Genomic DNA, 23,170 nt, shown 5'->3' with positions numbered 1-23,170 from the left:
AGCGCGCCGCCCGTCAGCCGTGGTGCATCGTGCGCCGAACCGTGACGCAGGAACAGTCGCGGGTGGCGACGTGGACATGCTACGGTGACGCTCTGCCATGTTGACGTGAACATGGCGGGCCCGCACTACTCCCCGAACGGAATCCCATGACGACGACGTCTCCCCCCGTCCCGCTGAGCGAGGTCGCCCCTCCGGCGTCCCCCCTCGCGGCCCCGAAGTCGCGGGCGAAGAGCGAGTGGAAGGGCCTGGCGTTCGTCGCCCCCTTCCTCGTCGTCTTCCTCCTGGTCTTCATCGCCCCGGTCGTCTACTCGATCTACCTCAGCCTCTTCCGCGAGCAGCTGGTGGGCGGCAACTCCTTCGTCGGCTTCGCGAACTACACCGCGATCTTCACCGACCCGAACTTCTGGGAGGGCTTCGGCCGCGTCCTGCTGTTCCTCGTCGTGCAGGTCCCCGTGATGCTCGTGCTGGCCCTCGTCGCGGCGCTCGCGATCGACAGCGGCCGCCTCCACGGCACCGGCTTCTTCCGCATCGTGGTCTTCCTCCCCTACGCCGTCCCCGCGGTCGTCGCGGTGCTGATGTGGGGCTTCATCTACGGCGACAACTTCGGCCTGGCCGCGAACGTCAACGACCTGCTCGGCTCCGACGTCGTCCAGCCCTTCTCGCGCGACTGGATCCTCGCCTCGATCGGCAACATCGTCACGTGGGAGTTCGTGGGCTACAACATGCTCATCTTCTACTCCGCGCTGAAGACGATCCCCGGCGAGCTCTACGAGGCGGCCGAGATCGACGGCGCCGGCCCGATGCGCGTCATCCGCTCGATCAAGCTTCCCGCCCTGCGCGGCGCGATCGTCATCGCCACGATCTTCTCGATCATCGGCAGCTTCCAGCTGTTCAACGAGCCGAACATCCTCCGGACGCTGGCGCCGAACATCATCACCACCTACTTCACCCCGAACATGTACGCCTACAACCTGTCCTTCGCCGGTCAGCAGTACAACGCGTCGGCCACGGTCGCCATCGTCATGGGCGTGATCACCGCGGTGATCGCCTACGTCGTGCAGCTCCGCGGCGCGCGGAAGGAGAACTGATGGCCCTCGCGACCGCTCCCCGGACGCCCGCCCGCGCCCCGAAGCGCCCGGCCGCCCGCCGCGGCTCCTCGGTGCAGCCCAAGAAGTCGATCGCCTTCACCCTGCTGATGTCGGTCTTCATCCTCTACAGCCTCGTGCCGCTGGCCTGGCTGGTCATCAACGCGACGAAGACGCAGGCCGGCCTGCTCTCGAGCTTCGGCCTCTGGTTCGACGGCGACTTCGTCTTCTTCCAGAACATCGCCGACACCCTCAGCTACCGCGACGGGATCTTCCTCCGCTGGCTCGGCAACACCCTGCTCTACGTCGTCGTCGGCGCCGGAGGAGCGACGCTCCTGGCCACGCTCGCCGGCTACGGCCTCGCGAAGTTCCGCTTCACGGGCCGCAAGGCGGTCTTCGCCGTGGTGCTCGGAGCGATCGCGGTGCCCGGCACGGCCCTCGCCGTCCCGACCTTCCTCATGTTCAGCCAGCTCGGCCTGACCAACACCCCGTGGGCGATCATCATCCCCTCGCTGATCAGCCCGTTCGGCCTGTACCTGGTGTGGGTCTACGCGGTGGAGTCGGTGCCCACCGAGCTGCTCGAAGCGGCGCGGATGGACGGGGCGGGCGAGTTCCGCACCTTCTTCACCATCTCCATCCGCCTCCTCGCCCCCGGCATCGTGACCGTGCTGCTGTTCTCGGTCGTCGCGACCTGGAACAACTACTTCCTCCCGCTGATCATGCTGAGCGACCCCACCTGGTACCCGCTCACCGTCGGCCTCAACCAGTGGAACGCGCAGGCCACCGGCGTCAGCGCGCAGCCGATCTACAACCTCGTGATCACGGGCTCGCTCCTCACGATCATCCCCATCGTCGTCGCCTTCCTCGGACTCCAGCGCTTCTGGCAGTCCGGTCTGAGCGCCGGCAGCGTCAAGGGCTGAGCCCTCCCCCTACCCATCCCCCGGCCGGAGCGTCCTGCCCCGTCCACAGCACCCGCAGCACGAAGAAGTGAAGGGAAACACCACCATGAAGATCGCCCGTTCCGCCCTCAGGCGGACCCTGACGGTCGCGGCCGTCGCGGCCCTGGCCGCCGGCTCCCTCGCGGCCTGCTCGTCCACCTCCGGTGGCGGCACGACCACGAGCGCCGGCTCCGCCGCCGACCTCGACTCCGCCCTCGAGGCCGGTGGCAAGATCACGTACTGGAGCTGGACCCCCAGCGCCGAGGCGCAGGTCGCCGCGTTCGAGAAGGCCTACCCGAAGGTCGACGTCGAGCTCGTCAACGCCGGCACCAACAAGGACGAGTACACCAAGCTCGAGAACGCGATCAAGGCCGGCTCGGGCGCCCCCGACGTCGTCCAGATCGAGTACTACGCCATGCCGCAGTTCGCGCTGTCGGACTCGCTCCTCGACCTGTCGCAGTACGGCATGGGCGACCTCGAGGACAAGTACTCCGCCTCCACCTGGGGCAGCGTCAACATCGACGGCAAGCTCGTCGGACTCCCGCAGGACTCGGGCCCCATGGCGCTGTTCTACAACAAGACCGTCTTCGACCAGTACGGCATCGCCGTCCCCGCCACCTGGGACGAGTACGTGGCCGCGGCCGAGAAGCTGCACACCGCCGACCCGTCGAAGTACATCACCGCCGACACCGGCGACGCCGGCTTCGCGACCAGCATGATCTGGCAGGCGGGCGGCGAGCCGTTCACCACCGACGGCACGGACGTGAAGATCGACCTCGCCGACGAGGGCACCGCCAAGTGGACCGGCGTCTGGAACCAGCTCGTCGAGAAGAAGCTGCTCTCGGACACCCCCGCCTGGGGCGACGAGTGGTACAAGGGTCTCGCCGACGGCTCCATCGCCTCGCTGGTGACCGGCGCCTGGATGCCCGGCGTGCTGGAGTCCAGCGTCCCCGACGCCTCCGGCGACTGGGCCGTCGCGCCGATCCCGACCTACGACGGCACCGCCGTCAGCGCCGAGAACGGCGGTGGCGGCCAGTCCGTCACCAAGCAGAGCGAGAACCCGGCGCTGGCCGCCGCGTTCCTGCGCTGGCTGAACAGCGACCAGGCCTCGGTCGACGTCTTCCTGCAGAGCGGCGGATTCCCGTCGACCACGGCCGACCTCGACAGCTCGGACTTCACCGGTCAGGAGTCGGAGTACTTCGGCGGCCAGAAGATCAACGAGGTGCTGACCCAGGCCTCGAAGGACGTCCGCTCCGGCTGGTCGTACCTGCCCTACCAGGTCTACGCGAACAGCGTCTTCGGCGACACCGTCGGCCAGGCGTACGCCAACGGCACCAGCCTCGACCAGGGCCTCGCCGACTGGCAGAGCAAGCTCGTCCAGTACGGCAACGCGCAGGGCTTCACCGTCTCGGAGTAGCACCACTGCTCGACGCGGGGCCGGCCGGATCGCTCCGGTCGGCCCCGCGTCGTTCTCACGCTCGGACACACCGGGCACCGATCCTGAGGGGGATCCAGATGACCACCGCTCCCGAGAGCCGCTTCGCCATCGGCGCCGCCGACTTCGAGCTCGACGGCCGCCCGCACCGCATCCTGTCGGGGGCGCTGCACTACTTCCGCATCCACCCGGACCTCTGGGCCGACCGGATCCGCAAGGCCCGCCTGATGGGCCTGAACACCATCGAGACCTACGTCGCCTGGAACGCGCACGAGCCGCGCCGCGGCGAGTGGCGCGAGGACGCCGGGCTCGACCTGGGCCGCTTCCTCGACCTGATCGCCGCCGAGGGCATGCACGCGATCGTGCGCCCCGGCCCCTACATCTGCGCGGAGTGGGACAACGGCGCCCTCCCGGCCTGGCTCTTCCGCGACCCCGAGGTGGGCGTGCGCCGCTCGGAGCCGAACTACCTCGCCGCGGTCAGCGACTACCTGCGCCGCGTGTACTCGATCGTGGCCCCGCGCCAGATCGATGCCGGCGGGCCCGTGGTCCTCGTGCAGATCGAGAACGAGTACGGCGCGTACGGCTCCGACAAGGAGTACCTCGCCGAGCTCGTGCGGGTGACCCGCGACTCCGGCATCACGGTGCCGCTGACCACCATCGACCAGCCCACTCCGCAGATGCTCGCCGACGGCAGCCTGCCGGGCCTGCACCTCACCGGCTCGTTCGGCTCGCGGACCACGGAGCGCCTCGCGACGCTGCGCGAGTTCCAGCCCACCGGCCCGCTGATGTGCATGGAGTTCTGGTGCGGCTGGTTCGACGACTGGGGCACCCAGCACCACACGACGGACGCCGACGCCTCCGCCCAGGAGCTCGACACGCTGCTCGCGGCCGGCGGCTCGGTCAACATCTACATGTTCCACGGCGGCACCAACTTCGGCCTGACCAGCGGCGCGAACGACAAGGGCCGCTACGCCGCGATCACGACGAGCTACGACTACGACGCCCCGCTCGACGAGGGCGGTGACCCGACCGCGAAGTTCTGGGCGTTCCGCGACGTCATCGCGCGCTACGCGCCGGTGCCGGAGGAGGTGCCCGCGGTGCGCCCGCCGGCCCCCGCCCTGACCGCTCCGCTCGTCCCCGGCCCGGCGCTGCTCGGCCTCGGCCAGGCGTTCGGACCGGCCGCGCACCTCGACGCGATGGCCAGCTTCGACGACCTCGGCCACGACGACGGCTTCGTGCTCTTCACGACGACGCTCGACGGCTCCTCCGCTCCGGCCCGCCTCGTGGTGGGCGAGGAGGTGCGCGACCGCGCCTGGGTGCTGCTGGACGGCGTGCCGGTGGGCGTGCTGGCGCGCGACCACCACGAGCGGGCGCTGACGCTGCCGAGCGGACGGGGCGAGCTCGCGATCCTGGTCGAGAACCAGGGCCGGGTGAACTACGGCACGCGCATCGGCGAGCACAAGGGCCTGATTGGAGGCGTGACGCTCGACGGCGCCCCGTTGACCGGCTGGGCGGCGCGTGCCCTCGCGCTGGAGTGCCTCCCCGACCTGGCCGTCGCGGCACCGGCGTTCTCGGCCGGGCCGCAGCTCGCCTCCGGCTCGTTCGACCTCGACGAGCAGGCCGACCTGTACGTGGACACGCTGCACTGGGGCAAGGGACTGGTCTGGGTGAACGGCTTCCTCCTCGGACGCTACTGGCGCCGCGGACCGCAGCGGACGCTGATCGTCCCCTCGCCGGTCACCCGCGCCGGCCGCAACCGCGTCGTGGTGCTCGAGCTGGAGGGCATCGTCGAGCCGGAGATCCGCCTGCTCGCGGGAGCCGAGCTCGGGCACACCGAGATCTGAGCTGCGGAGCGGAGGCGCGAGCGGCCATCGGAGGCGTGGGTTCGGGGTTCCGGGCTTCGTCGTGCGGGCGGGGCCGGGCCGACTCCGATCTGCACGCGCTGCCGGACCGCCTCCGGTCTGCGGGCGCCACCGGGTCACCCCCGTCCTGCGGGCGGCGCCGGGCCGCCTCCGGGACGCGAGGCTCTGCTAGCCTCAGGCGCCCCGGTGCGGCGCCGGCGGGCGAAGGGGGAGACATGATGTCCAGGACACTGCTGCGCACGACTCTGATCGGAGGCGCGCTGCTGCTCGCCCTCTCGGGCTGCGCGGGGACCGCGACGAGCGGATCGACCCTCCGCCCGTTCACTCCGACGCTCCCCTCGTCGTCGGCCGCCCCGTCCGCCACCGCGACGGCCGCCGCCCCGACCGCCGACACCGCTCAGAAGACCGGCGAGCAGGTGGCCGCCGTGCTGACCGGGGTGCAGTTCGTGCCCGGCGAGTACGCGAGCATCCAGGAGATGCTCGACTCGATCTACCCCGGCCTCACCGCGACCGACGCGAGCTGCCTCTCGCCGTTCGGCCTGGGCTGGGACACCGCGCAGCCCGCCGCCGGACTCTCGTACGGCACCAGCGCCGACCGCTCCATGACCGCCGTCGTGTCGAGCACCGGCACCGCCGACGCGGCCGCCTCGCTCCTCGCGAGCGCCACCGACGCGACCACCCGCTGCGCCTCCGGCTCGACGCTCTTCGCGATGCAGGGCGTGCCGGTCGAGACGACCGTCGAGCGCACCGAGCAGACGCTGACCGGCGCCGACGAGACGCTCGGCTGGAAGGTGTCCGGAGCCGTGGGCGGCAAGCCGTTCTCGCTCGTGGGTATCACCGCGCGCGTCGGCGGCGACGCGGTCGCGCTCGTGGGCTGGGACCCGACCACGAACACCTCGTACGTCCCGCGCGCGACGCAGCTCGTCGTCGACGGACTGTAGGGCGCTGGGGCGCTGGGCGCTCTGGCTCTGGCTCTGAGCTCTGAGTCCTGCGCTCGGCCGTCCTCCCCTCCGCGAGAGTCCAGGAGTCGTCGCACTCGACGCCGAGTGCGACAACTCTTGAACAGTGGGCGCGGGTCGAGCGCCGGGACTCCGAGCTCTGAGCTCTGCACTTCGACGCCCTCTCCTTCGCGACTGTCCGGGAGTTGTCGCGCTCGACGCTGAGTGCGACAACTCGTGAACAGTGGGCGGAGGATCGGGCAGAGCGCCTGAGCTCAGAGCTTCGGGCTTCGGGCTTCGGGCTTCGGGCTTCGACGCTCGCTCCTCCGCGAGAGTCCAGGAGTCGTCGCACTCGACGCCGAGTGCGACGACTTCTGAACAGCGGGCGGAGGAGCGGGGCGGAGCGGGCACCGGTCACCGGGCGCCGGGCACCTCCCGGGCTTCGGGCACCCCGCACCCGGCGCGGGAGCGCGGCTCAGGCCAGCCAGGAGAGGGTGCCGCCGTGGGCGGCCGCGCTCGCGAGTGGGACGCCGTCGGCGGCGAGCAGGAACGGCGTCGGCTCGGGAGCCGTGCGGTCCCCGCGCGCGGCGACGAGGTGCGGGAGCAGCGCCTCCGCCTCGAGCGTCACCAGGCTCGCGCCGCGATCGGCGACCGTCGCCAGGACGCTCTCGCGCGCGGCCCGCGGAAGGTAGACCAGGGTCCCGAGCGAGACGACGACCGTCCGCAGACCCGGCGGCACCGCGTCGAGCAGGGCGGGCAGCTCGGCGGCCGCATCGCCCGCGACGATCGTCGGCGGGTCGTCCTGCAGAGTCTCCACGGCCGAGCGGAGCCGCGCGGTCCGCTCCGGGCGGTCGGGCGGGAGCAGCGCCTCCAGCCAGGCGACGTCCTCGGGCGAGCGGACGTCGAGCGGCGCCAGGTCGAGACCCCGGCGCCACGCGACGACCGGCAGCCGCGCCGGCGCCGCGCCTCCGCTCACCGCGCACCGCAGCAGAGGCGCGCCCGACCCGAGCCGGGTCTCGCCGTCACTCGCCGTGAAGGCGTAGGAGTACCGCTCCGGCGCCAGGCAGAGCCCCGCGGAGGCGCCGATCTCGACGAGCGCCACCGGCTCACCGGGTTCCGTGATCCGCTCCAGCGCTGCGACCAGGGGCGCGCACCGCAGCGCCTCGTTGGTCTGCGTCCTCCGCTCGGCGGCGATCGGTGCCACCCGCGCCCATTCGCTCCGGAGCCACGCGGCGAATCCGGCGCCGTCGACGTCGGGCACGCCGAGCAGCCGCGCCACCGAGAAGAGCAGGGACGGCTGCCGGTGCTGCGCGGGCAGCTCGTCGATCAGGGCGAGGAGGCGCGCATCCTCCGCGACGGCGAGCGCCCACTCGACCTGCCGCTCGGAGGTCTGCGCGAGCTCGACGGCGGCGCGGCGGAAGCGGTCGGCGGAGGAGGGCATGCCTCCATCCTGAGGGAGCGGCGCCACGGTTCCTGCAGGAGGCCGCAGGATCCCAGCGGCGGGCGACGACCCCGTCCCCGCGGATGTCGGTGGTCGCCGGTAGAACGGACGCATGTCCGACACCGCTTCGAGCCCCGCGTCCGCGCAGGTCCGCGAGCGGCGCCTGCTCGACGTCCGGCGGATCTACGCCGAGCCGGCCGCGCTCGAGCTGCCCCGCGGGCAGGAGGTCGTGGCGCGGTGGCCGGGCGCCGAGATCGTGCCCGTCGAGTCGCACTGGCTGATCCCGGAGGTGCACGGCGACGAGGCGAACGTCGCGCGCTGGGTGCGCATCAAGACGGAGGCGCTCGTGCTCGGGGTGAAGAAGTCGCTCGTCACGCGCCCGAACGGCCGCTCGGCCGACTTCATCGCCCCCTCCACCGCCAACGGCTGCGCCATGGCGTGCGTCTACTGCTACGTGCCGCGGAGGAAGGGCTACAGCAACCCGATCACGCTCTTCACGAACATCGAGCAGATCCAGCGCCATCTGGCCCGGCACATCGCCAAGCAGGGCCCCAAGGCCGAGGCGAACCAGTGCGACCCGGAGGCCTGGGTCTACGACATCGGCGAGAACAGCGACTGCTCCGTCGACGCGCTGCTGAGCGAGAACGTCCGCGACCTCTGCGAGCTGTTCCGGATGTCGCCCACCGCCAAGGCGTCCTTCGCGACCAAGTACGTCAACCGCGAGCTCCTCGAGTGGGACCCGCTCGGGCGCACGCGCATCCGCTTCTCGCTGATGCCCGCCGAGACGGCGAAGGTCACCGACATCCGCACCTCGCCGATGGCCGAGCGGATCGCGGCGATCAACGACTTCGTCGACGCCGGCTACGAGGTGCACGTCAACTTCTCGCCCGTGATCCTCACCGAGACCTGGCAGCAGGACTGGACCGAGCTCTTCGACCAGCTCGACGCCGCCCTCCACCCGCGGGCGAAGGCGCAGCTCGCGGCCGAGGTGATCCTCCTCACCCACAACGAGGGCCTGCACGAGGTGAACCTCGGCTGGCACCCCAGGGCGGAGTCGCTGCTCTGGCAGCCGGGGCGCCAGGAGCAGAAGGTCTCCGAGAACGGCGCCGTCAACATTCGCTACCGGCGCGACCTCAAGCGCGCGGCCCTCGACCGCTTCCGCGCCCTCCTCGCCGAGCGCCTCCCCTACTGCCGCGTCCGCTACGCCTTCTGAGCGTCGGCGCCCCGCCGGAGCGGCGGCGCGACGACTCGCTCAGAAGCGCTCCTCCCCCTCCCGGCCGCACACGCCGAGACACCGCCGTCTCGCCGGGACACCGCCGCCGAGGCGGCGTCTCGCGCACGAGCGCGCCGTCTCGACGCAGCCGCCCCGCCCACCGGAGGCACCCGGCAACTGAGCCCCGGAGTCACCCGGCTGGGAGTCCGCCCGGCGGCCGGGGCCACTGCTTCGCATTCCGGATAGCGGCACGTGCCCTCCGAACGAGGGGCGTACTTTCGGAGAACAGCCGGAGGGACGGCCCGACCGCCCGACTCCACGGGCCTGCAGAGCAGGCGTCAGCGGGGATCGACGGCTCGGCGCGACGGCATCCGGGCTCGACATCCCGGAGCCCGGCACCCCCGGATCGACACTCCGGACACTCGACTCGGCGGCACTCGCCGGGGCACCCCACCGTCGCGGCCGGCACCCGCGACACAGCACAGAACGGCGGCACGCACCATGGGCGCTCTCCTCTACGGCACTCCCCCCACCTCGCACGAGATCGACGACCGCGCACTCGCGCACCTCCAGATCGTCATGATCAACAAGTTCCGCCGCGACGAGGCGTTCGCCTTCCAGCTCGACGCCTCGAGCGCGCACGGCACCGGACGCCAGACGCTCTGGCTGCACCCGACCATCCCCCTCCAGTTCTCGTTCCACGGAAGCCGCATGCCGGCGATCAACGCCACCTGGGTGCGCGCACTGATGGAGGAGGCCAACAGCGGCCGGGGCCTGCGGATCGTCACCGAGCCGGCGCAGCAGCCCGAGTCCTCCGGGCTCACGCACGCTGCCTGAGCGCGCCGTGTCCAGGCGCGACGACGACGAGCCGATGGAGGTCACCGACTTCGTCGAGCTCGCCGGTGCAGTGCACGACGACGCGGGCTTCGAGTGCTCCTCCACTGTCGACGGCGTGACGGGCGCGCTCTGCGTGCTGCCCGACTCCCTGGTGCTGCGGAGCGCCGGCACCGGCGACTCGACCCGCGTCGGCACCCGCGACATCCGCTCCTGGCGGGCCACTCCGGCCGGCGCCACCTTCTCGCTCGCCGTGGAAGCCGGAGCGCGGCACACCGTGGTGCTGCTCACGCAGTTCCAGGCGGCGACCGTCCAGGCCATGACCCGCGCCGCCGGACCCGCGACTGGTTTATCCGCTTAACGAATTCCCCGTTCGGGGCACGCGGTGAGGAGCGCTCCTCGTGCGACCCTGATCGGGATGAACGAGAAGGACGAGGTCATGCGCTCCGACATCGGCGGGCGTGACATCGAGCAGGCGCGGGCCCTCTTCGAGCAGTCGTACAACGGGCACCGCTTCGTCGTCGAGCCCGGCGAGGACTTCTCGTACCGCTACACCTCCGTCGGCGACGGCGATGTGACGCTCCGCGGCAGCCAGTTCGCCGGCTCCGTGCAGGGCTCGATCCAGACCGAGGGCGAGTACGTCGTCTCGTGGCTGACCGCCGGCGCGGGCGTCACCGATCTCGACGGCGACGCGGTGACCCTCGGATTCGGGCAGCCGGCGATCTTCGTCAACGACCGCCCCAGCCGGTTCGAGTTCCACGACTACCGCCAGAACCTCATCCACTTCGACGGCGCGTACCTCGAGGGCATCGCGGAGGAGGTCGAGGGCACCCGCGGCCCGCTCCTCTTCGACACGACCTCACGGCCCGAGGGCGCGGCGCTGCGACGCTGGTCGGCGACCGTCGCGACGGTCGCCCGGGTGATCTACGACGCCGACAGCTCGCCGCTGCTGCGCCGCGAGGCCGACCGCGCGGTCGCCGTCGCCCTGCTCGAGACCTTCCCGCACTCGACGCTGGACACCCCCGGCGACCTCGGAGTGCCCCGCTCGGGGCGCCTCCGCCAGGCGATCGAGTACATGTACGAGCACGCCCACGAGCCGCTCCGGACCGAGCAGATCGCCGACGCGGCGGGCATGGGCCTGCGGACGCTGCAGACCGAGTTCCGGCGCGAATTCGGCTTCACCGCGGTCGACTACCTGCGGAGGATCCGGCTGGACGGCGTGCAGAAGGAGCTGCGGGCGGGCGAGTCCGGAGTCGTCAGCGTCAGCGAGGTCGCACGGCGCTGGGGCTTCGCGCACCTCGGCCGGTTCTCGGCCTCGTACGCCCACCGCTTCGGCGAGCGCCCCAGCACCACGCTCGACACCTGAGGCGTCAGAGGTAGTCGGTCCCGCCGTCGTCCTCGTTGTCATCGCCCTCGCCGCGCGGCTGCACGGTCGGCCGCGCGGGCTGGAGCCGTCGGGTCTTCTCGCGCATCGACTCCACCGCCTCCGGGTCGTCGAGGTCGACGCCGCGGTCGAGCGCCGGGCTGGTGAAGAGCTGGCTGGCCGGTCCGACCAGCAACCGGGTCTCGCCGCGCAGCCCCTCGTCCGAGAGCGACGGCACCACGACCAGGTCCGACTTCCCCACGTTCGCCAGCGCCTGCGCGTACTCGACGACCGCCGAGCACACCTCGTCGCCCAGCAGCACGTATCCGCTCGCGTAGTACAGCTTCTGCATCTCGCCCTCCCCTGGATCCCGGACCGCCCCTCCGGTCGGCCCGTCCCCCGACGCTAGGACGGCGCCGACCGGCCGCCCCACCCCTTGACGGGGGTGGGGCGGAGGGGTCAGAGTCCGCGCGGAGGGGTCAGAGTCCGCGCGGAACGGGCAGTCCCAGCGCGGTCGCGAGCGCCTCGACGACGCGGGTCGCGCGCACGTCACCGACCCCCTCCATCCGGTTGGTGAGGAACGCGAAGCCGACTCCCGCGTCCGGGTCGGCGAAGGCGACCTGTCCGCCCGCGCCGTCGTGCCCGAAGCCGCTCGGCGTGAGGTACCGGCGCGCGTCCGTGCCGAGCTGGAAGCCGCAGCCCCAGGCCGGCCACGGGCCCGGCACCGGCCACACCGGCGGGCCGCTGCTGAGCGGAGCGGTGGCCCGCTCGATCGTCGCGTCCTCGAGCAGCCGCACGCCGTCCGTTTCGGTGAACGCCGCCGACCAGATCGCGGCGAGCGCCCGGGCCGAGCCGATGCCGCCCGCTCCGGGGATCTCGGCGGCCTGCAGCACGGGGTCGTTGAAGCCCGTGCCCGGTCCGACGAGCTCGACGGGCAGCGCACCGCCGAGAGTCATCGCCCGCTCGCCCCAGTCGACGACTCCGGGGGTGCGCGCCGCGGCCTGCGCCGCCGTGAGCTCGGCGAGGGTGGGACCGACGAGCATCGTCGCGACGCGGCCCTGCTCGGAGGCGGGCAGCCCGATCCACGCCTCCGCGCCGACCGGTCCGGCGATCCGCTCCTGGAACGCGGCGCCGACGCTCCGCCCGGTCACCCGGCGGATCACCTCGCCGATCAGCCAGCCGTGCGTGATCGGGTGGTAGGCGTACCCCGTGCCCGGCTCCCACAGGGGCTCCTGCTCGGCCAGGCGCCCTGTGACGAGGTCCCAGTCGGCGAGGTCGGCGGTCGTGAGCGGGAGGCGGGGGGCCGAGAGCCCGGCCCGGTGGGCGAGCAGGTCCTGCACGCGCACGTCGGCCTTGCCCGCCGCGGCGAACTCGGGCCAGTACTCGGCGACCCGCGCGTCGTAGTCGAGCAGCCCCTCCTGCACGAGGCGTGCGGCGAGGAGGGAGACGAGGCCCTTCGTGCACGAGAAGACGACGCTGAGGGTGTCCTCCCGCCACGGCTCCTCCGCCCCCGCCTCTCCCGCCCAGAGGTCGACGACCGGCCGGCCGTGCAGCCGCACCGCGACCGCCGCTCCCGAGCCGGGCCGGACGGCCTCGGCGAAGGCGTCGCGGACCCCCTCGAACCCGGGCTCCACGACTCCGTGCACCGCGGTCACCCCTTCACCGCGCCCTGCAGCAGAGCGGTGATGAACTGCCGCTGGAAGATCACGAAGACCAGGATCGTCGGCACGATGATCAGCAGCGCGCCCGCGTTGAGCAGCGGGATGCTGTTGCTGTACTGCCCCTGGAAGAAGGTGAGCGCTCCGGCGACGGTGCGGTCCAGCGGATCGGAGACGAGCACCACCGGCAGGAGGAACTGGTTCCAGGTCCAGAGGAACAGCAGGATCGCGAGCGCCGACAGGGCCGGGCGCGCGAGCGGCAGCTGGATCCGCCGGAACTCCTGCCAGGTCGTCGCGCCGTCCACGCGCGCCGCCTCCGAGAGCTCGGACGGGATCCGGACGAAGTGCGCGCGCATCCACACGACGCTGAAGGGCATGTAGAGCCCGATCAGCGGCAGGATGATCGCCCACTGCGTGTTCAGCAGGCCCAGCGACTGGATCTCGTAGTACAGCGGGATGATCAGCGACTCGAACGGGATCGTGAGCCCGAGGATGAGGAACACGAAGACGAACCCGCCGCCGCGGATGCGCAGGTTGCCGAGCGCGTAGCCGGCGAGGGTCGCGAAGAGCAGGCTGATCGGGACGACGCCGAGCACGATCAGGGCGCTCGATCCCATCAGCTGCAGGACGTGCCCCGTCTCGAAGGCCTGGGCGAAGTTGCCCCACTGCGGGTCCGTCGGCCAGGTGAGGCCGGTCGGATTCACGTCCGCCGGCTGCAGCGCCGCCGAGAGCATGTTGACCAGCGGGATGACGGTCAGCACGAGCACGACGATCAGGACGACGCGGCCGATGACGACCTCGGACTTGGTGACGATCATCGGTCGCTCACTCTCGAGAGGCGCTGGAGGGGGAGGACGCAGGCGAGCACGAGCACCATCAGCACGATCCCGAAGGCGGAGGCGAGCCCCACGTCGCTCTGCGTGAAGCCGATCCGGTAGATCGAGATGCCGGGGACCAGGGTCGAGCGGCCCGGCCCGCCGAGCGTGGTCGTGTAGATGATGTCGAAGCTGCTCAGCGCTGCGATCACGGTGATCGTGGTGAGCACCGAGATCTCCTGGCGCAGGCCCGGGACCGTGATGGTGAAGAACTCCCGCAGCCACGTGCCGCCGTCGAGACGGATGGCCTCGTAGAGCGAGACGTCGATCTTGCCGATGCCGGTGAGGAAGAGGACCGTGCAGAGCCCGGTGAGCACCCACGAGCCGATCAGGCCGACGGCGGGGAGGGCGGTCTGGAAGTCGCCCAGCCACGGCCGCGCGAGCGAGCCGAGCCCGACGGCCTGCAGGATCTGGTTGACCGCTCCGGTCTGCGAGTACATCCACGACCAGGCGATGCCGGCCGCGGCGAGCGGGATGATCTGCGGCAGGAAGAGGATCGTCTGCGACACGCTCGAGAAGACGCCGGGGCGCATCGAGCGCAGCAGGCTCGCGAGGACCAGGCCCGCCGAGACCGGGATCACCGTGAAGTAGAGGATCAGCACGAAGGCGTTGCCGATCGAGCCGAGCAGGTCGGGATCGGTGAACACGCGGAGGTAGTTCGCGAAGCCCACCCACTCGGAGGGGCCGACGCCGTTCCACTTGTAGAACGAGTACTGCACCCCGGTGATCAGCGGATAGATGACGAACGCGATGTAGACGAGCAGGGCCGGCACGACGAAGAGCCAGCCGACGAGGGTCGCCCGCCGCGCCGCAGTGCTCCTGCGGCGCGGCGTCCCGCTCCGGCCCCCGCGGTCGACGGCGCTCGAGACGAGAGGGCCGGCCGCGGTCATCCGGCGAGTTCCTTCGCGTAGAACTCCTGCACGGCCGTGACGAAGTCCTGGCCGGAGATCTGGCTGGTCACCAGCAGCTGCGACTCCGGGATGATCGCGCCCGCGTAGATGCCCGCGGTCGCGTTCGACATGAAGTCGACCTGGCCGTCCTCCGCGCCGATCTGCGCCGACATGGCGAGCGCCTGCTCGAGCAGCGAGCCCGACTCGACCTCGGGGAGCGCCTGGGCCGGGTCGCCGCCGGGAGCGGCACCGGTCACGTCGACGACGATCTGGCGCGCGGCCTCGTTCGTGTGGATCCAGTTGAGGAAGAAGACGATCTCGTTGAGGTGCGACGACTTCGCGGCGACCGAGAACGAGTTGGCGGCGCCCATGGCCACGTGGCTCCCGCCCTCCTCGGCCGGGGGCACCAGGAAGAAGTCGACGCCGTCGCCCATCTTGGTCTGCGTGTCGGCGGCCGCCCAGTTGCCGTTGAAGGCGAACAGGCCCTCGCCGCCCTGGAAGCGGCTGACGAAGGAGGAGTAGTCGATCGCGTTGATGTCCGAGGGGAAGTAGCCCGCGTCGGCCCAGGTGCGGACGAGCTCCGCACCCTTCACGTTGCCGTCGGTCTCGTAGGTGGCGCCGGGGACCGTGAAGATCCAGTCGGCCATCTCCTGCTTGTCGGCGTACTGGTTCATCGCCGCCTGCACGACGAAGTTGACCACTCCGTCCTTGTCGCCGGCCATGATCGGCAGGACGCCGCCGGCCTTCGCCTTCGCGAGGTCCTCCTCGAACTCGGCGAGCGTGGTCGGCGGGGCGTCGATCCCGAGCTGCTTCGCGAGCTCGAGGTTCATGTAGATGCCGGTGACGCTGTAGCCCAGGCCCAGCTGGTAGAGCGAGCCCTTCCCGCGGACGCCGTCGGAGTCGACGCGGAGCGGGGCGAGCTGCGAGGCCGACCAGGCGTCCCAGCCGTAGGCGTCGAACCACGGGTCGAGGTTCGCGAGCAGGCCGTCCTTGACGGTGTCGCCGATGGTGGGGAGGCGGATGAGGTCCGGGGCGTGTCGCTCGCGAGCAGCTTCGGCGAGTTGGCGGTGAGGTTCGCGAAGGTGTCGCGGTTGATGGTGAAGGTGACGTTCGGGAACTGCTTGGTGAACTCCTCCGTCAGCTTGTCGGTGACGGGGAAGCCGGTCTCGTCGGCGATGACGAGCTCGACGGAGTCGCTGGTGAGCTCGGTGCTCACGTCGACCGAGGAGCTCGCGGCCGGAGCGCTCGAGCCTCCGGGCGCGCAGGCGGCGAGGGTGAACAGGGCCGCGACCGAGCCGGCGCCGACCAGGACGGTCCTGCGGCCGATCGGCGCGCCGGGGGTGGGGAAAGACATGCGGTGACTCCTTCGTCGTGGGTGCAGGTGCTGCTGGTGCCCGGCCGCCCGGAGGGGCTCGAGCCGCGGCTCCGGACGGCCGCCTGAAACCTTTGAGCGGGGGACTAAAAGGTTTCAGGTGTGGATATAGTCTGTGCACACGGAAGACTTGTCAAGGGCGACGGCGGGAGGCGGCGGGCATGGCGAAGAAGCGCGTGACGCTCGCCGACGTGGCCCGCGAGGCCGGGCTGTCGATCTCGGCCGCGTCGATGATCCTGAACGGGAAGCCCGAGACCGGACTGTCGAAGGACGCCCACGAGCGGGTGTTCGCCGCCGCCGAGGCGCTGCACTACCGGCCCAACGTCGCCGCCCGCGGGCTCCGCACCGACAAGACCCGCACGATCGGCTTCATCTCGGACCAGATCGCGACCACGCGCTTCGCCGGCGGCCTGATCAAGGGCGCGCTCACGGCGGCCGAGGCGGCCCGGCACGTCGTCCTGCTCCTCGAGACCGGCGGCGATCCGGCGCGCGAGGCCGAGGCCGTCGACGCGGTGCTCGACCGCCAGGTCGACGGCATCATCTTCGCCTCGATGCGCTCCCGCGAGTTCTACGTGCCGGAGTTGCCCGCCTCCACCTCCGTGGTGATGCTCAACGCGACGAACTCGCAGCACCCGGCGTCGATCCTGCCCGACGAGTACGCGGGCGGGCGCGCCGCGGTGGAGCTGCTGCACGCGCACGGCTACCGCGACGGGATCGCGCTCATCGGGCAGAACGACGAGGTCGAGCGCGACCGCTTCCGCTCGGCGACGGTGGCCGAGCGCGTCGCCGGAATCCGCGACGCCATGACCGAGAAGGGGCTCGCGTTCGTCGCCGAGGAGTCGATCCCCGACTGGGAGCCCGAGCACGGCCACCGCGCGGTCGCCGACCTGCTGGCGCGGCGCGACGACATCCGTCTCCTGCTCTGCCTCAACGACCGGATGGCGTTCGGGGCCTACCAGGCGGTCGCGGAGGCGGGGCTCTCGATCCCGGGCGACGTCGCCGTGGTGTCGTTCGACGACGACGAGCTGGCCGCCTACCTCCGCCCCGGGCTGACGACCGTGGCGCTGCCGCACGAGGAGATGGGCCGCCGGGCGGTCGAGCTGCTGCTCAGCGGCGCTCCGGGAGAGCGGGTGCTGGTTCCGATGCCGCTGGTGGAGCGGGCGTCGACGCGGCGGGTCTGACGGGGCGGGGCCAGGGCCGGGCTGATCGGGGACGGCGGGCGGGCCCGGTGGAGTCGGGCCAGCCGCCTCAGCCGGCCGAGCGGATCCCTCCGGTCGGACCCCAGGCGACTCCGGCGCCGCCCGCGTCGCCCTGGTAGTCGTCGGGCGAGAGGGTCATGCCGCTCGCGATGAAGTCGGCGGTCGCCGCGCAGTCCGTGACGACGACGTCGCCGTCGGAGCGCGCGAGCCCGTAGAGGCAGACGGACTCGTCGGCGAGCTCCGCGGCCGAGAAGGAGTCGAGGCTGAGGGTGGCGAAGTAGTCGACTCCGGCGATGCTGCCCAGGTAGCGCGTCGGCCCCCAGTGGAAGACGCGGAGGCTCGCGAGGGTCGACAGCGGGCGCGTGGCGACGTCGTCGGGGACGGCCCAGGGCTCGGTGAAGACCTCCAGAGACGGGCGAGGGGCCAGCGCGACGGAGGCGGCCGTGCCGAGGGCGGCGAGCCCGACCACGGCGACGAGCGCCGCGATCACCCCGAGGCGGCGACGCGGGCGGGGCGGGGCGGAGGTGCGGGAGTCGGCGTCGTCGCCTCCGGTGGTCTCGCTGCGCTCGCCCCAGCCGGGCGCCGCGTCCCGGCCGGGTTCGCCTCGGCCCGACTCGTGCCGGCCGGTCTCGTCCCCACCGGTCCGGTCGCGGCGCGTCCCGCCCGGGCCGCTCGCCGCCGCGCGGCCGATCCGGCCTTGTGCCGCTGCGGGTCCGGCGGGCACGGCCAGACCCACGACCGCGGCGTCGAGCGCCTCCTCCCGCTCGCGGAGCTGCGCGCGCAGCAGTGCCAGCTCCTCGAGCGCCGCGGGGTCCGCCTCCGCGCTGAACGCCCGGCGCTCGAGCGCGGCCCGCTGCCTCCGCTCCTCCGGCGACGCCCCGTCGCGGCGCCGCTGCAGGGCGGCCCGGCCGCGACCGCGACCGCCCAGGGCTGCATCGAGCGCCGCCTCCGTCGCGGGATCGAGGTCGTCGAGCAGCCGCGCCGCGCGTGCCGGCGTGACCGCGATGCCGACGGACGCCGGCACGTCAGGCCCGGTCGCGGACGGCGCGCGCCAGCGACTCGAGGCGCTCCCGGTACTCCGGCCACCACTCCTCCGGCACCGGCGGGAGGTTGTCGCCGGGCGTCCGGAGCCCGACCCGCCCGTCGATCAGCTCGCGGACGATGTCGGCGTGGCCGGCGTGCCGGTGCGTCTCCGCGGTGATGTGGACGAGGATCCGGTGCAGCGTCACGTCGCGGTTCGTCCACCAGGGGACCTGCCCGGGAGCGTCGAGCGGGAGGGCCGCGACCGTCGCGTCGGAGTGGGCCCACACGCGGCGGTACAGCGCGACGACGTCGGCCGGGGACTCGTCGGCCGTCGCCCACATGTCCGAGTTCGGCTCCGACTCGTCCTCCATCCACGGCATCGGCTCCGGGAACGGCCGCCCGAACACGGCGCCGAGGTAGCCCGCCTCGGTGCCCGCCACATGCTTCACCAGGCCGAGCAGGTTCGTGCCCGTCGAGACCAGCGGCCGCCGCACGTCGTACTCGTCGAGCCCGTCGAGCTTCTGCAGCAGGGCGTCGCGCCCCTCCTGCAGGTAGCGGAGGAGGGTCTGCTTCGCGTCGTCGCTCATCCCCCCAGCCTGCCGCGCCCGTCCGAGCCGCGCCAGAGCGGTGCCGGAGCGGTGCCGGAGCCGCGCCGTGCTCAGACCGCAGGAAGGATCGCCCCACGGGCACCGGGATCCTCGGATCCACGGGCCGCGCGAGCGATCCCTCCTGCGGTGTGGACGGGGTCAGGCCGGGACGCCCGCTCCCGCCCGCTGAACCCGGGTGCCGACGAGGCGCTGCGAGGAGGCGTCGACAGCGGCGGCCGGGCCGACCAGCTCGAGCGCCGCCTCCGTCTCGCGCGTCGCGCAGTCCGGGCCCACCCACAGCTCGACGCGGCCGGGCTCGACGATCCGCACGCCCTCGCGTCCGGTGAAGGCCAGGCGCGCGGCCGGGACCTCGAAGCGGACCTCCGCCTCCTCGCCGGGCTCGAGCGCGACCCGCGCGTAGCCGAGCAGCTGCGCCACCGGCCGGGTCACGCTCGCGAACACGTCGCGGGCGTACAGCTGCACCAGGTCGGTGCCCGCCCGCTCGCCCGTGTTGCGCACGCGCACGGTCGCCGTGAAGGAGCCGTCCGTCGGGGCGGACTCCTCGACCGCCAGCTCCGTCCGGGCGAAGGCCGTGTACGAGAGGCCGTGGCCGAACGGCCGCACCGGCGTGCTGTCGGCGGAGGTCACGTCCGACGGCCCGCCGAGGATCGGGTGCAGGTACGAGAACGGCTGCGCCCCGGCCGAGCGCGGCAGCGAGACCGGCAGGTGGCCGGAGGGGTCGACCCGTCCCGAGACGACGCCCGCGATCGCGCCGGCGCCCTCCTCCCCCGGGAAGAACGCCTGCAGCACGGCGGCGGGAGCCGACGGCCCGTCGAGCGCCCAGCCCACGGCGTAGGGGCGGCCGGTCAGCAGCACGAGCACGACCGGGGTCCCGGTCGCCACGACGGCCTCGACCAGCTCGCGCTGGCGGCCCGGGAGCTCGAGGCTCTCGACGTCGTTGCCCTCGCCGACCGTGCCACGGCCGAACAGGCCCGCCCGGTCGCCGACGACCACGATCGCCACATCGGAGTCGGCGGCCGCCCGGACCGCCTCGGCGATCCCGGAGGCGTCGTCCCCCTCGACCGAGCAGCCCTCGGCGAGCAGCAGCTCGGCCGAGCCGAACTCGCCGGCCAGCGCGTCCGCGACCGTCGGGATCTCGAAGCCCAGCGGCACGCCCGGGTGGTGCGCCAGCACGTGGTTGGCGAAGGAGTAGCAGCCCATGAGCGCGGGCGCGCTGTCGGCGTTGGGGCCGATGAGCGCGAGGCGGCGCGGCGCAGCGAGCGGCAGGACGCCGTCGTTGGCGAGCAGCACCACCGACTCCTCGGCCAGGCGGCGGGCGATGTCGCGGTGGGCCGGCGAGTCGAGGTCGATCGACTCGGGGGCGTCGTCGAAGCGCGCGTCGAGCAGTCCGAGCCGCTCCTTCTGCGCGAGCACCCGCAGCACGGCCCGGTCGACCAGCGCCTCGTCGGCCGCCCCGGCCCGGATGCGCGCGGCCAGCGGCGCGAGGAACGCGTCGCCCGTGGGCAGCTCCACGTCGATCCCCGCGGCGAGCGCCAGCTCGGCCGCCTCGCCCAGGTCGGCGGCGACCGCGTGCATGAGGTGGAGGAACGCGACCGAGAAGTAGTCGGCGACGACCACGCCGTCGAAGCCCCAGCGCTCGCGCAGCACGCCCGTGAGGTAGGCGGGCGTCGCTCCGACCGGGTCCCCGTCGATCTCGGCGTAGGAGTTCATCACCGAGCGGGCGCCCCCGTCGCGGATCGCCATCTCGAACGGCGGCAGCAGCACGTCCGCGATCTCGCGCGGTCCGGCGTGCACCGGCGCGTGGTTGCGGCCGCCGCGGGAGGCGGAGTAGCCGATGAAGTGCTTCAGCGTCGCGTCGACGCCGGTGGACTGCAGCCCCTGCACGTACGCGGTGCCGATCGTGCCGACCACGTACGGGTCCTCGGCGATGCACTCGTCGACCCGGCCCCAGCGGGGGTCGCGGATCACGTCGAGCACGGGCGCCAGGCCCTGGTGGATCCCGAGCTCGCGCATCGAACCGCCGATCACGGCGCCGAGCTCGGCCACGAGCTCCGGGTCGAAGGAGGCGCCCCAGGCGAGCGGAGTCGGGAACGTCGCGGCCTGCCAGGCGGCGAGCCCGGTCAGGCACTCCTCGTGGACGATCGCCGGGATGCCCAGCCGCGTCTCCTCGACGAGTCGGCGCTGCTCCGCCCACAGCCACTGAGCGCGCTCGAGCGGATCGACGGGGCGCGTGCCGTAGACGCGGGTCAGCTGGCCGATCCCCTCGCGGGTCGCCTCGGCGTACCCGGTCGAGGTGGCCATCTCGCCGGCGAGCGGGGCGACGACCTCGCCGCCCTGGTCGACCCAGTAGCCGACCAGCTGGGAGAGCTTCTCCTCCAGCGTCATCCGGCCCAGCAGCTCGGTGGTGCGGGCGGACGGGGCCTGGGGATCCTCTGGTGCGTGCGGTGCGGTCACGGTGCGACCCTCTCTGCGGGTGGGGCGACGGGTGCGGACGGGACGGGGGACGCGGCGGACGGGCGGAGCGATCCGCTCATCCCTTCACCGCCCCCGTCAGCCCGCCGACGATGCGGCGCTCGAAGACGCTGAAGAAGATCAGCGCCGGGATCATCGACAGCGACACGAAGGCGAGCACCTTCGCCGTGTCGACCGAGTACTGCGACGAGAACGCCTGGACTCCGAGCGGGAGCGTGAAGGTGGACTCGTTGTTGAGGATGAACAGGGGCAGCAAGTAGCTGTTCCAGCTCGCGATGAACGCGAGGATCCCCGTGGTGATCACGCCGGGCATCGCCAGGCGCACGACCATCCGGAAGAAGAAGCCGATCCGGCTGCAGCCGTCGATGAAGGCCGCCTCCTGGATCTCGTCCGGGATCGCGCGGAGGAACGGCACCAGGATGATGATCGTGGTCGGCAGGCCGAACGCGATCTGCGGCAGCACCACTCCGGCGAGCGAGTTCATCAGGCCGAGGCTCTTGATCACCAGGTAGAGAGGAGTGATCGCCACGGTCATCGGGAACATCAGGCCGGCGGCGAAGAGCGCGTAGAACACGCCGCGTCCGGTGAAGTCGTAGCGGGCCAGGACGTAGCTCGCCATCAGGCCGAGCACGACCACGCCGAGCGTCGTCGCGAGGCCGGCGATGGTGGAGTTGCCGACCTCCTGCCAGAAGACGCCGCCGGTGATCACGTCGAGGTAGTTCTGCACGTTCCACGGCGAGGGCAGGCCCGCCGGGTCGGTGGTGATCTGCGCGTTCGTGCGGAAGCCGCCGAGGATGATGTACGCCACCGGGGCGAGCATCAGCGCGATCACGACGATCGCCACGACGTAGGCGATCGTGGTGCCGCGGCCCAGGGGCTGCCGGCGCCGCTTCACCGCGAGAGGCCGAGGGGTCTCCGGAGTGATCGGCGGGGCCGTCATCGTCGTGCCGGTCATCGCTTGTCTCCCGTCAGTGCGCCCGCCGTGTCGCGCCGGAGCACGAAGCGCTGGTAGAGCAGCGCCACCACGAGCGAGATCAGGAACAGGACCACCGCGACGGCGTTCCCGTACCCGTAGTTGCCGGCGTTGCGGCCGTTGGTGACCAGGTAGATCGCCATGGTCGAGGTGCCCGCGGTCGAGGACACGTACTGGCCCCAGATGATGTAGACGAGGTCGAACAGCTGCAGTGCGCCGATGATCGACAGGAACGCCCAGATCCGCAGGGTCGGCGCGAGCAGGGGCAGAGTGATCCGCCGCTGCACCTGCCAGTAGGAGGCGCCGTCGATGGCCGCGGCCTCGGACAGCTCCTCGGGGATGCCCTGCAGACCCGCGAGGAAGAGGATCACGGCGAAGCCGATGTACTTCCACGTGATGATCAGCATCAGCGTCCAGATCGCGATCGCCGGATCCGAGAGCCAGTCCTGCTTCAGCGCGCCGAGGCCGACCTTCTCGAGCAGGCCGTTGACCGCGCCGCTGGTCTGGAGCATCAGGCTCCAGCCGGTGCCGACGACGACCTCCGAGATCACGTACGGCACGAAGATCAGGACGCGGATGATCGACTGCCCGCGCAGCTTGCGGTTCAGCAGCAGCGCCAGGAGGATCGCGACCGGCCCCTGGAGCACGAGCGAGAGCACCACGATGATGCCGTTGTGCGCGAGGGCGTCGTGGAAGGTGGGGTCCTGCAGGATCGTCAGGTAGTTGCGGAAGCCGACGAAGTCCGTCGGCACTCCGTAGCCCTGCCAGCTGAAGAAGCCGTAGTAGGCCGCCATCACGACCGGGAAGATCACGAAGGCGAGGAAGACGATCAGCGCCGGGCCGACCAGGAGCGCGATCTCGAAGCGCCCCGCCCAGCCCACGCTGCGGCGGCGCCGGCGCACCGGAGGCGTCGAGGTGACGCCTCCGGTGCGCGCGGTCCCGCGGGGCTCATCCACTCCGAGGAGCGGGCTCTCGCGGAGTGCCATGGTGG

General features: G+C 72.1%; 21 protein-coding genes. 10 read left to right on the top strand and 11 right to left on the bottom strand.

What is annotated here, in order from left to right; all coding sequences use genetic code 11:
* Positions 1 to 146 precede the first annotated feature (146 nt).
* The 5 genes from C5C49_RS08250 to C5C49_RS08230 all read left to right on the top strand — a co-directional run bounded on the left by C5C49_RS08250 (position 147) and on the right by C5C49_RS08230 (position 6,261).
* On the top strand, positions 147 to 1,088 hold the full coding sequence (locus C5C49_RS08250) for a carbohydrate ABC transporter permease (RefSeq protein ID WP_104226355.1): 942 nt from the start codon (positions 147 to 149) through the stop codon (positions 1,086 to 1,088).
* A 107-nt stretch (positions 1,089 to 1,195) separates the two neighbouring features.
* The gene (locus C5C49_RS08245; protein ID WP_258062773.1) at positions 1,196 to 2,005 is read left to right on the top strand and encodes a carbohydrate ABC transporter permease; all 810 of its coding nucleotides are present in this window, start codon (positions 1,196 to 1,198) and stop codon (positions 2,003 to 2,005) included.
* An 85-nt stretch (positions 2,006 to 2,090) separates the two neighbouring features.
* Complete coding sequence (locus C5C49_RS08240) at positions 2,091 to 3,440, top strand: sugar ABC transporter substrate-binding protein (protein WP_104223423.1); 1,350 nt, start codon at positions 2,091 to 2,093, stop codon at positions 3,438 to 3,440.
* 98 nt (positions 3,441 to 3,538) lie between these two features.
* The gene (locus C5C49_RS08235; RefSeq protein WP_104345901.1) at positions 3,539 to 5,302 is read left to right on the top strand and encodes a beta-galactosidase family protein; all 1,764 of its coding nucleotides are present in this window, start codon (positions 3,539 to 3,541) and stop codon (positions 5,300 to 5,302) included.
* A gap of 233 nt (positions 5,303 to 5,535) precedes the next feature.
* The gene (locus C5C49_RS08230; protein WP_146084865.1) at positions 5,536 to 6,261 is read left to right on the top strand and encodes a hypothetical protein; all 726 of its coding nucleotides are present in this window, start codon (positions 5,536 to 5,538) and stop codon (positions 6,259 to 6,261) included.
* Between the two features lie 472 nt (positions 6,262 to 6,733).
* Here C5C49_RS08230 and C5C49_RS08225 read toward each other — a convergent pair whose 3' ends face one another.
* Positions 6,734 to 7,699 (bottom strand): DUF2332 domain-containing protein, encoded by a 966-nt coding sequence (locus C5C49_RS08225; RefSeq protein WP_181135737.1) that lies wholly within the window; start codon positions 7,697 to 7,699, stop codon positions 6,734 to 6,736.
* A 112-nt stretch (positions 7,700 to 7,811) separates the two neighbouring features.
* On the opposite strand from C5C49_RS08225, the gene C5C49_RS08220 reads away from it, so the two are divergent.
* The 4 genes from C5C49_RS08220 to C5C49_RS08205 all read left to right on the top strand — a co-directional run bounded on the left by C5C49_RS08220 (position 7,812) and on the right by C5C49_RS08205 (position 11,112).
* Positions 7,812 to 8,912, top strand: coding sequence for a spore photoproduct lyase family protein (locus tag C5C49_RS08220; RefSeq protein ID WP_104345898.1), 1,101 nt, complete (start codon positions 7,812 to 7,814; stop codon positions 8,910 to 8,912).
* 501 nt (positions 8,913 to 9,413) lie between these two features.
* Positions 9,414 to 9,749, top strand: a complete 336-nt coding sequence (locus C5C49_RS08215; RefSeq protein WP_104223411.1) for an ATP-dependent DNA ligase — start codon at positions 9,414 to 9,416, stop codon at positions 9,747 to 9,749.
* Positions 9,750 to 9,756: 7 nt separating this feature from the next.
* Positions 9,757 to 10,107, top strand: coding sequence for a hypothetical protein (locus C5C49_RS08210; RefSeq protein WP_104223412.1), 351 nt, complete (start codon positions 9,757 to 9,759; stop codon positions 10,105 to 10,107).
* A 57-nt stretch (positions 10,108 to 10,164) separates the two neighbouring features.
* Positions 10,165 to 11,112 carry an AraC family transcriptional regulator gene (locus C5C49_RS08205; protein WP_104345897.1) on the top strand — a complete coding sequence of 316 codons (948 nt, stop codon included), beginning with the start codon at positions 10,165 to 10,167 and terminating at the stop codon, positions 11,110 to 11,112.
* Between the two features lie 4 nt (positions 11,113 to 11,116).
* Here C5C49_RS08205 and C5C49_RS08200 read toward each other — a convergent pair whose 3' ends face one another.
* From C5C49_RS08200 to C5C49_RS08180, 5 genes are all read right to left on the bottom strand, one after another.
* Positions 11,117 to 11,461 carry a hypothetical protein gene (locus C5C49_RS08200; RefSeq protein WP_104345896.1) on the bottom strand — a complete coding sequence of 115 codons (345 nt, stop codon included), beginning with the start codon at positions 11,459 to 11,461 and terminating at the stop codon, positions 11,117 to 11,119.
* Between the two features lie 127 nt (positions 11,462 to 11,588).
* A complete protein-coding gene (locus C5C49_RS08195; protein ID WP_104345895.1) occupies positions 11,589 to 12,764 on the bottom strand; it encodes a serine hydrolase domain-containing protein in 1,176 nt (391 codons plus the stop codon).
* Positions 12,761 to 13,585, bottom strand: coding sequence for a carbohydrate ABC transporter permease (locus C5C49_RS08190; protein WP_104239126.1), 825 nt, complete (start codon positions 13,583 to 13,585; stop codon positions 12,761 to 12,763). The genes C5C49_RS08195 and C5C49_RS08190 overlap by 4 nt, the downstream gene beginning before the upstream one ends.
* The gene (locus tag C5C49_RS08185; RefSeq protein WP_104239127.1) at positions 13,582 to 14,532 is read right to left on the bottom strand and encodes a carbohydrate ABC transporter permease; all 951 of its coding nucleotides are present in this window, start codon (positions 14,530 to 14,532) and stop codon (positions 13,582 to 13,584) included. The genes C5C49_RS08190 and C5C49_RS08185 overlap by 4 nt, the downstream gene beginning before the upstream one ends.
* A complete protein-coding gene (locus C5C49_RS08180) occupies positions 14,529 to 16,025 on the bottom strand; it encodes an ABC transporter substrate-binding protein (protein WP_258068417.1) in 1,497 nt (498 codons plus the stop codon). The genes C5C49_RS08185 and C5C49_RS08180 overlap by 4 nt, the downstream gene beginning before the upstream one ends.
* 40 nt (positions 16,026 to 16,065) lie before the next feature.
* Here C5C49_RS08180 and C5C49_RS08175 point away from each other — a divergent pair, with 40 nt between their 5' ends.
* The gene (locus tag C5C49_RS08175) at positions 16,066 to 17,085 is read left to right on the top strand and encodes a LacI family DNA-binding transcriptional regulator (RefSeq protein ID WP_104345894.1); all 1,020 of its coding nucleotides are present in this window, start codon (positions 16,066 to 16,068) and stop codon (positions 17,083 to 17,085) included.
* Between the two features lie 67 nt (positions 17,086 to 17,152).
* Here C5C49_RS08175 and C5C49_RS08170 read toward each other — a convergent pair whose 3' ends face one another.
* The 5 genes from C5C49_RS08170 to C5C49_RS08150 all read right to left on the bottom strand — a co-directional run bounded on the left by C5C49_RS08170 (position 17,153) and on the right by C5C49_RS08150 (position 23,165).
* Complete coding sequence (locus C5C49_RS08170) at positions 17,153 to 18,127, bottom strand: hypothetical protein (protein ID WP_104345893.1); 975 nt, start codon at positions 18,125 to 18,127, stop codon at positions 17,153 to 17,155.
* A gap of 1 nt (position 18,128) precedes the next feature.
* The gene (locus C5C49_RS08165; RefSeq protein ID WP_104345892.1) at positions 18,129 to 18,713 is read right to left on the bottom strand and encodes a DinB family protein; all 585 of its coding nucleotides are present in this window, start codon (positions 18,711 to 18,713) and stop codon (positions 18,129 to 18,131) included.
* A gap of 159 nt (positions 18,714 to 18,872) precedes the next feature.
* Complete coding sequence (locus tag C5C49_RS08160) at positions 18,873 to 21,119, bottom strand: glycoside hydrolase family 3 N-terminal domain-containing protein (RefSeq protein ID WP_104345891.1); 2,247 nt, start codon at positions 21,117 to 21,119, stop codon at positions 18,873 to 18,875.
* Between the two features lie 145 nt (positions 21,120 to 21,264).
* Complete coding sequence (locus tag C5C49_RS08155; protein WP_104224899.1) at positions 21,265 to 22,161, bottom strand: carbohydrate ABC transporter permease; 897 nt, start codon at positions 22,159 to 22,161, stop codon at positions 21,265 to 21,267.
* Complete coding sequence (locus C5C49_RS08150) at positions 22,158 to 23,165, bottom strand: carbohydrate ABC transporter permease (RefSeq protein ID WP_104226347.1); 1,008 nt, start codon at positions 23,163 to 23,165, stop codon at positions 22,158 to 22,160. Before C5C49_RS08150 ends, C5C49_RS08155 begins: the two co-directional genes overlap by 4 nt.
* Between the last annotated feature and the right edge of the window lie 5 nt (positions 23,166 to 23,170).

Origin of the sequence: Rathayibacter sp. AY1E2 (genome assembly GCF_002932325.1) — a bacterium.
Classification (GTDB): Bacteria; Actinomycetota; Actinomycetes; order Actinomycetales; family Microbacteriaceae; genus Rathayibacter.
This window is presented reverse-complemented; position numbering and strand designations above follow the sequence as displayed.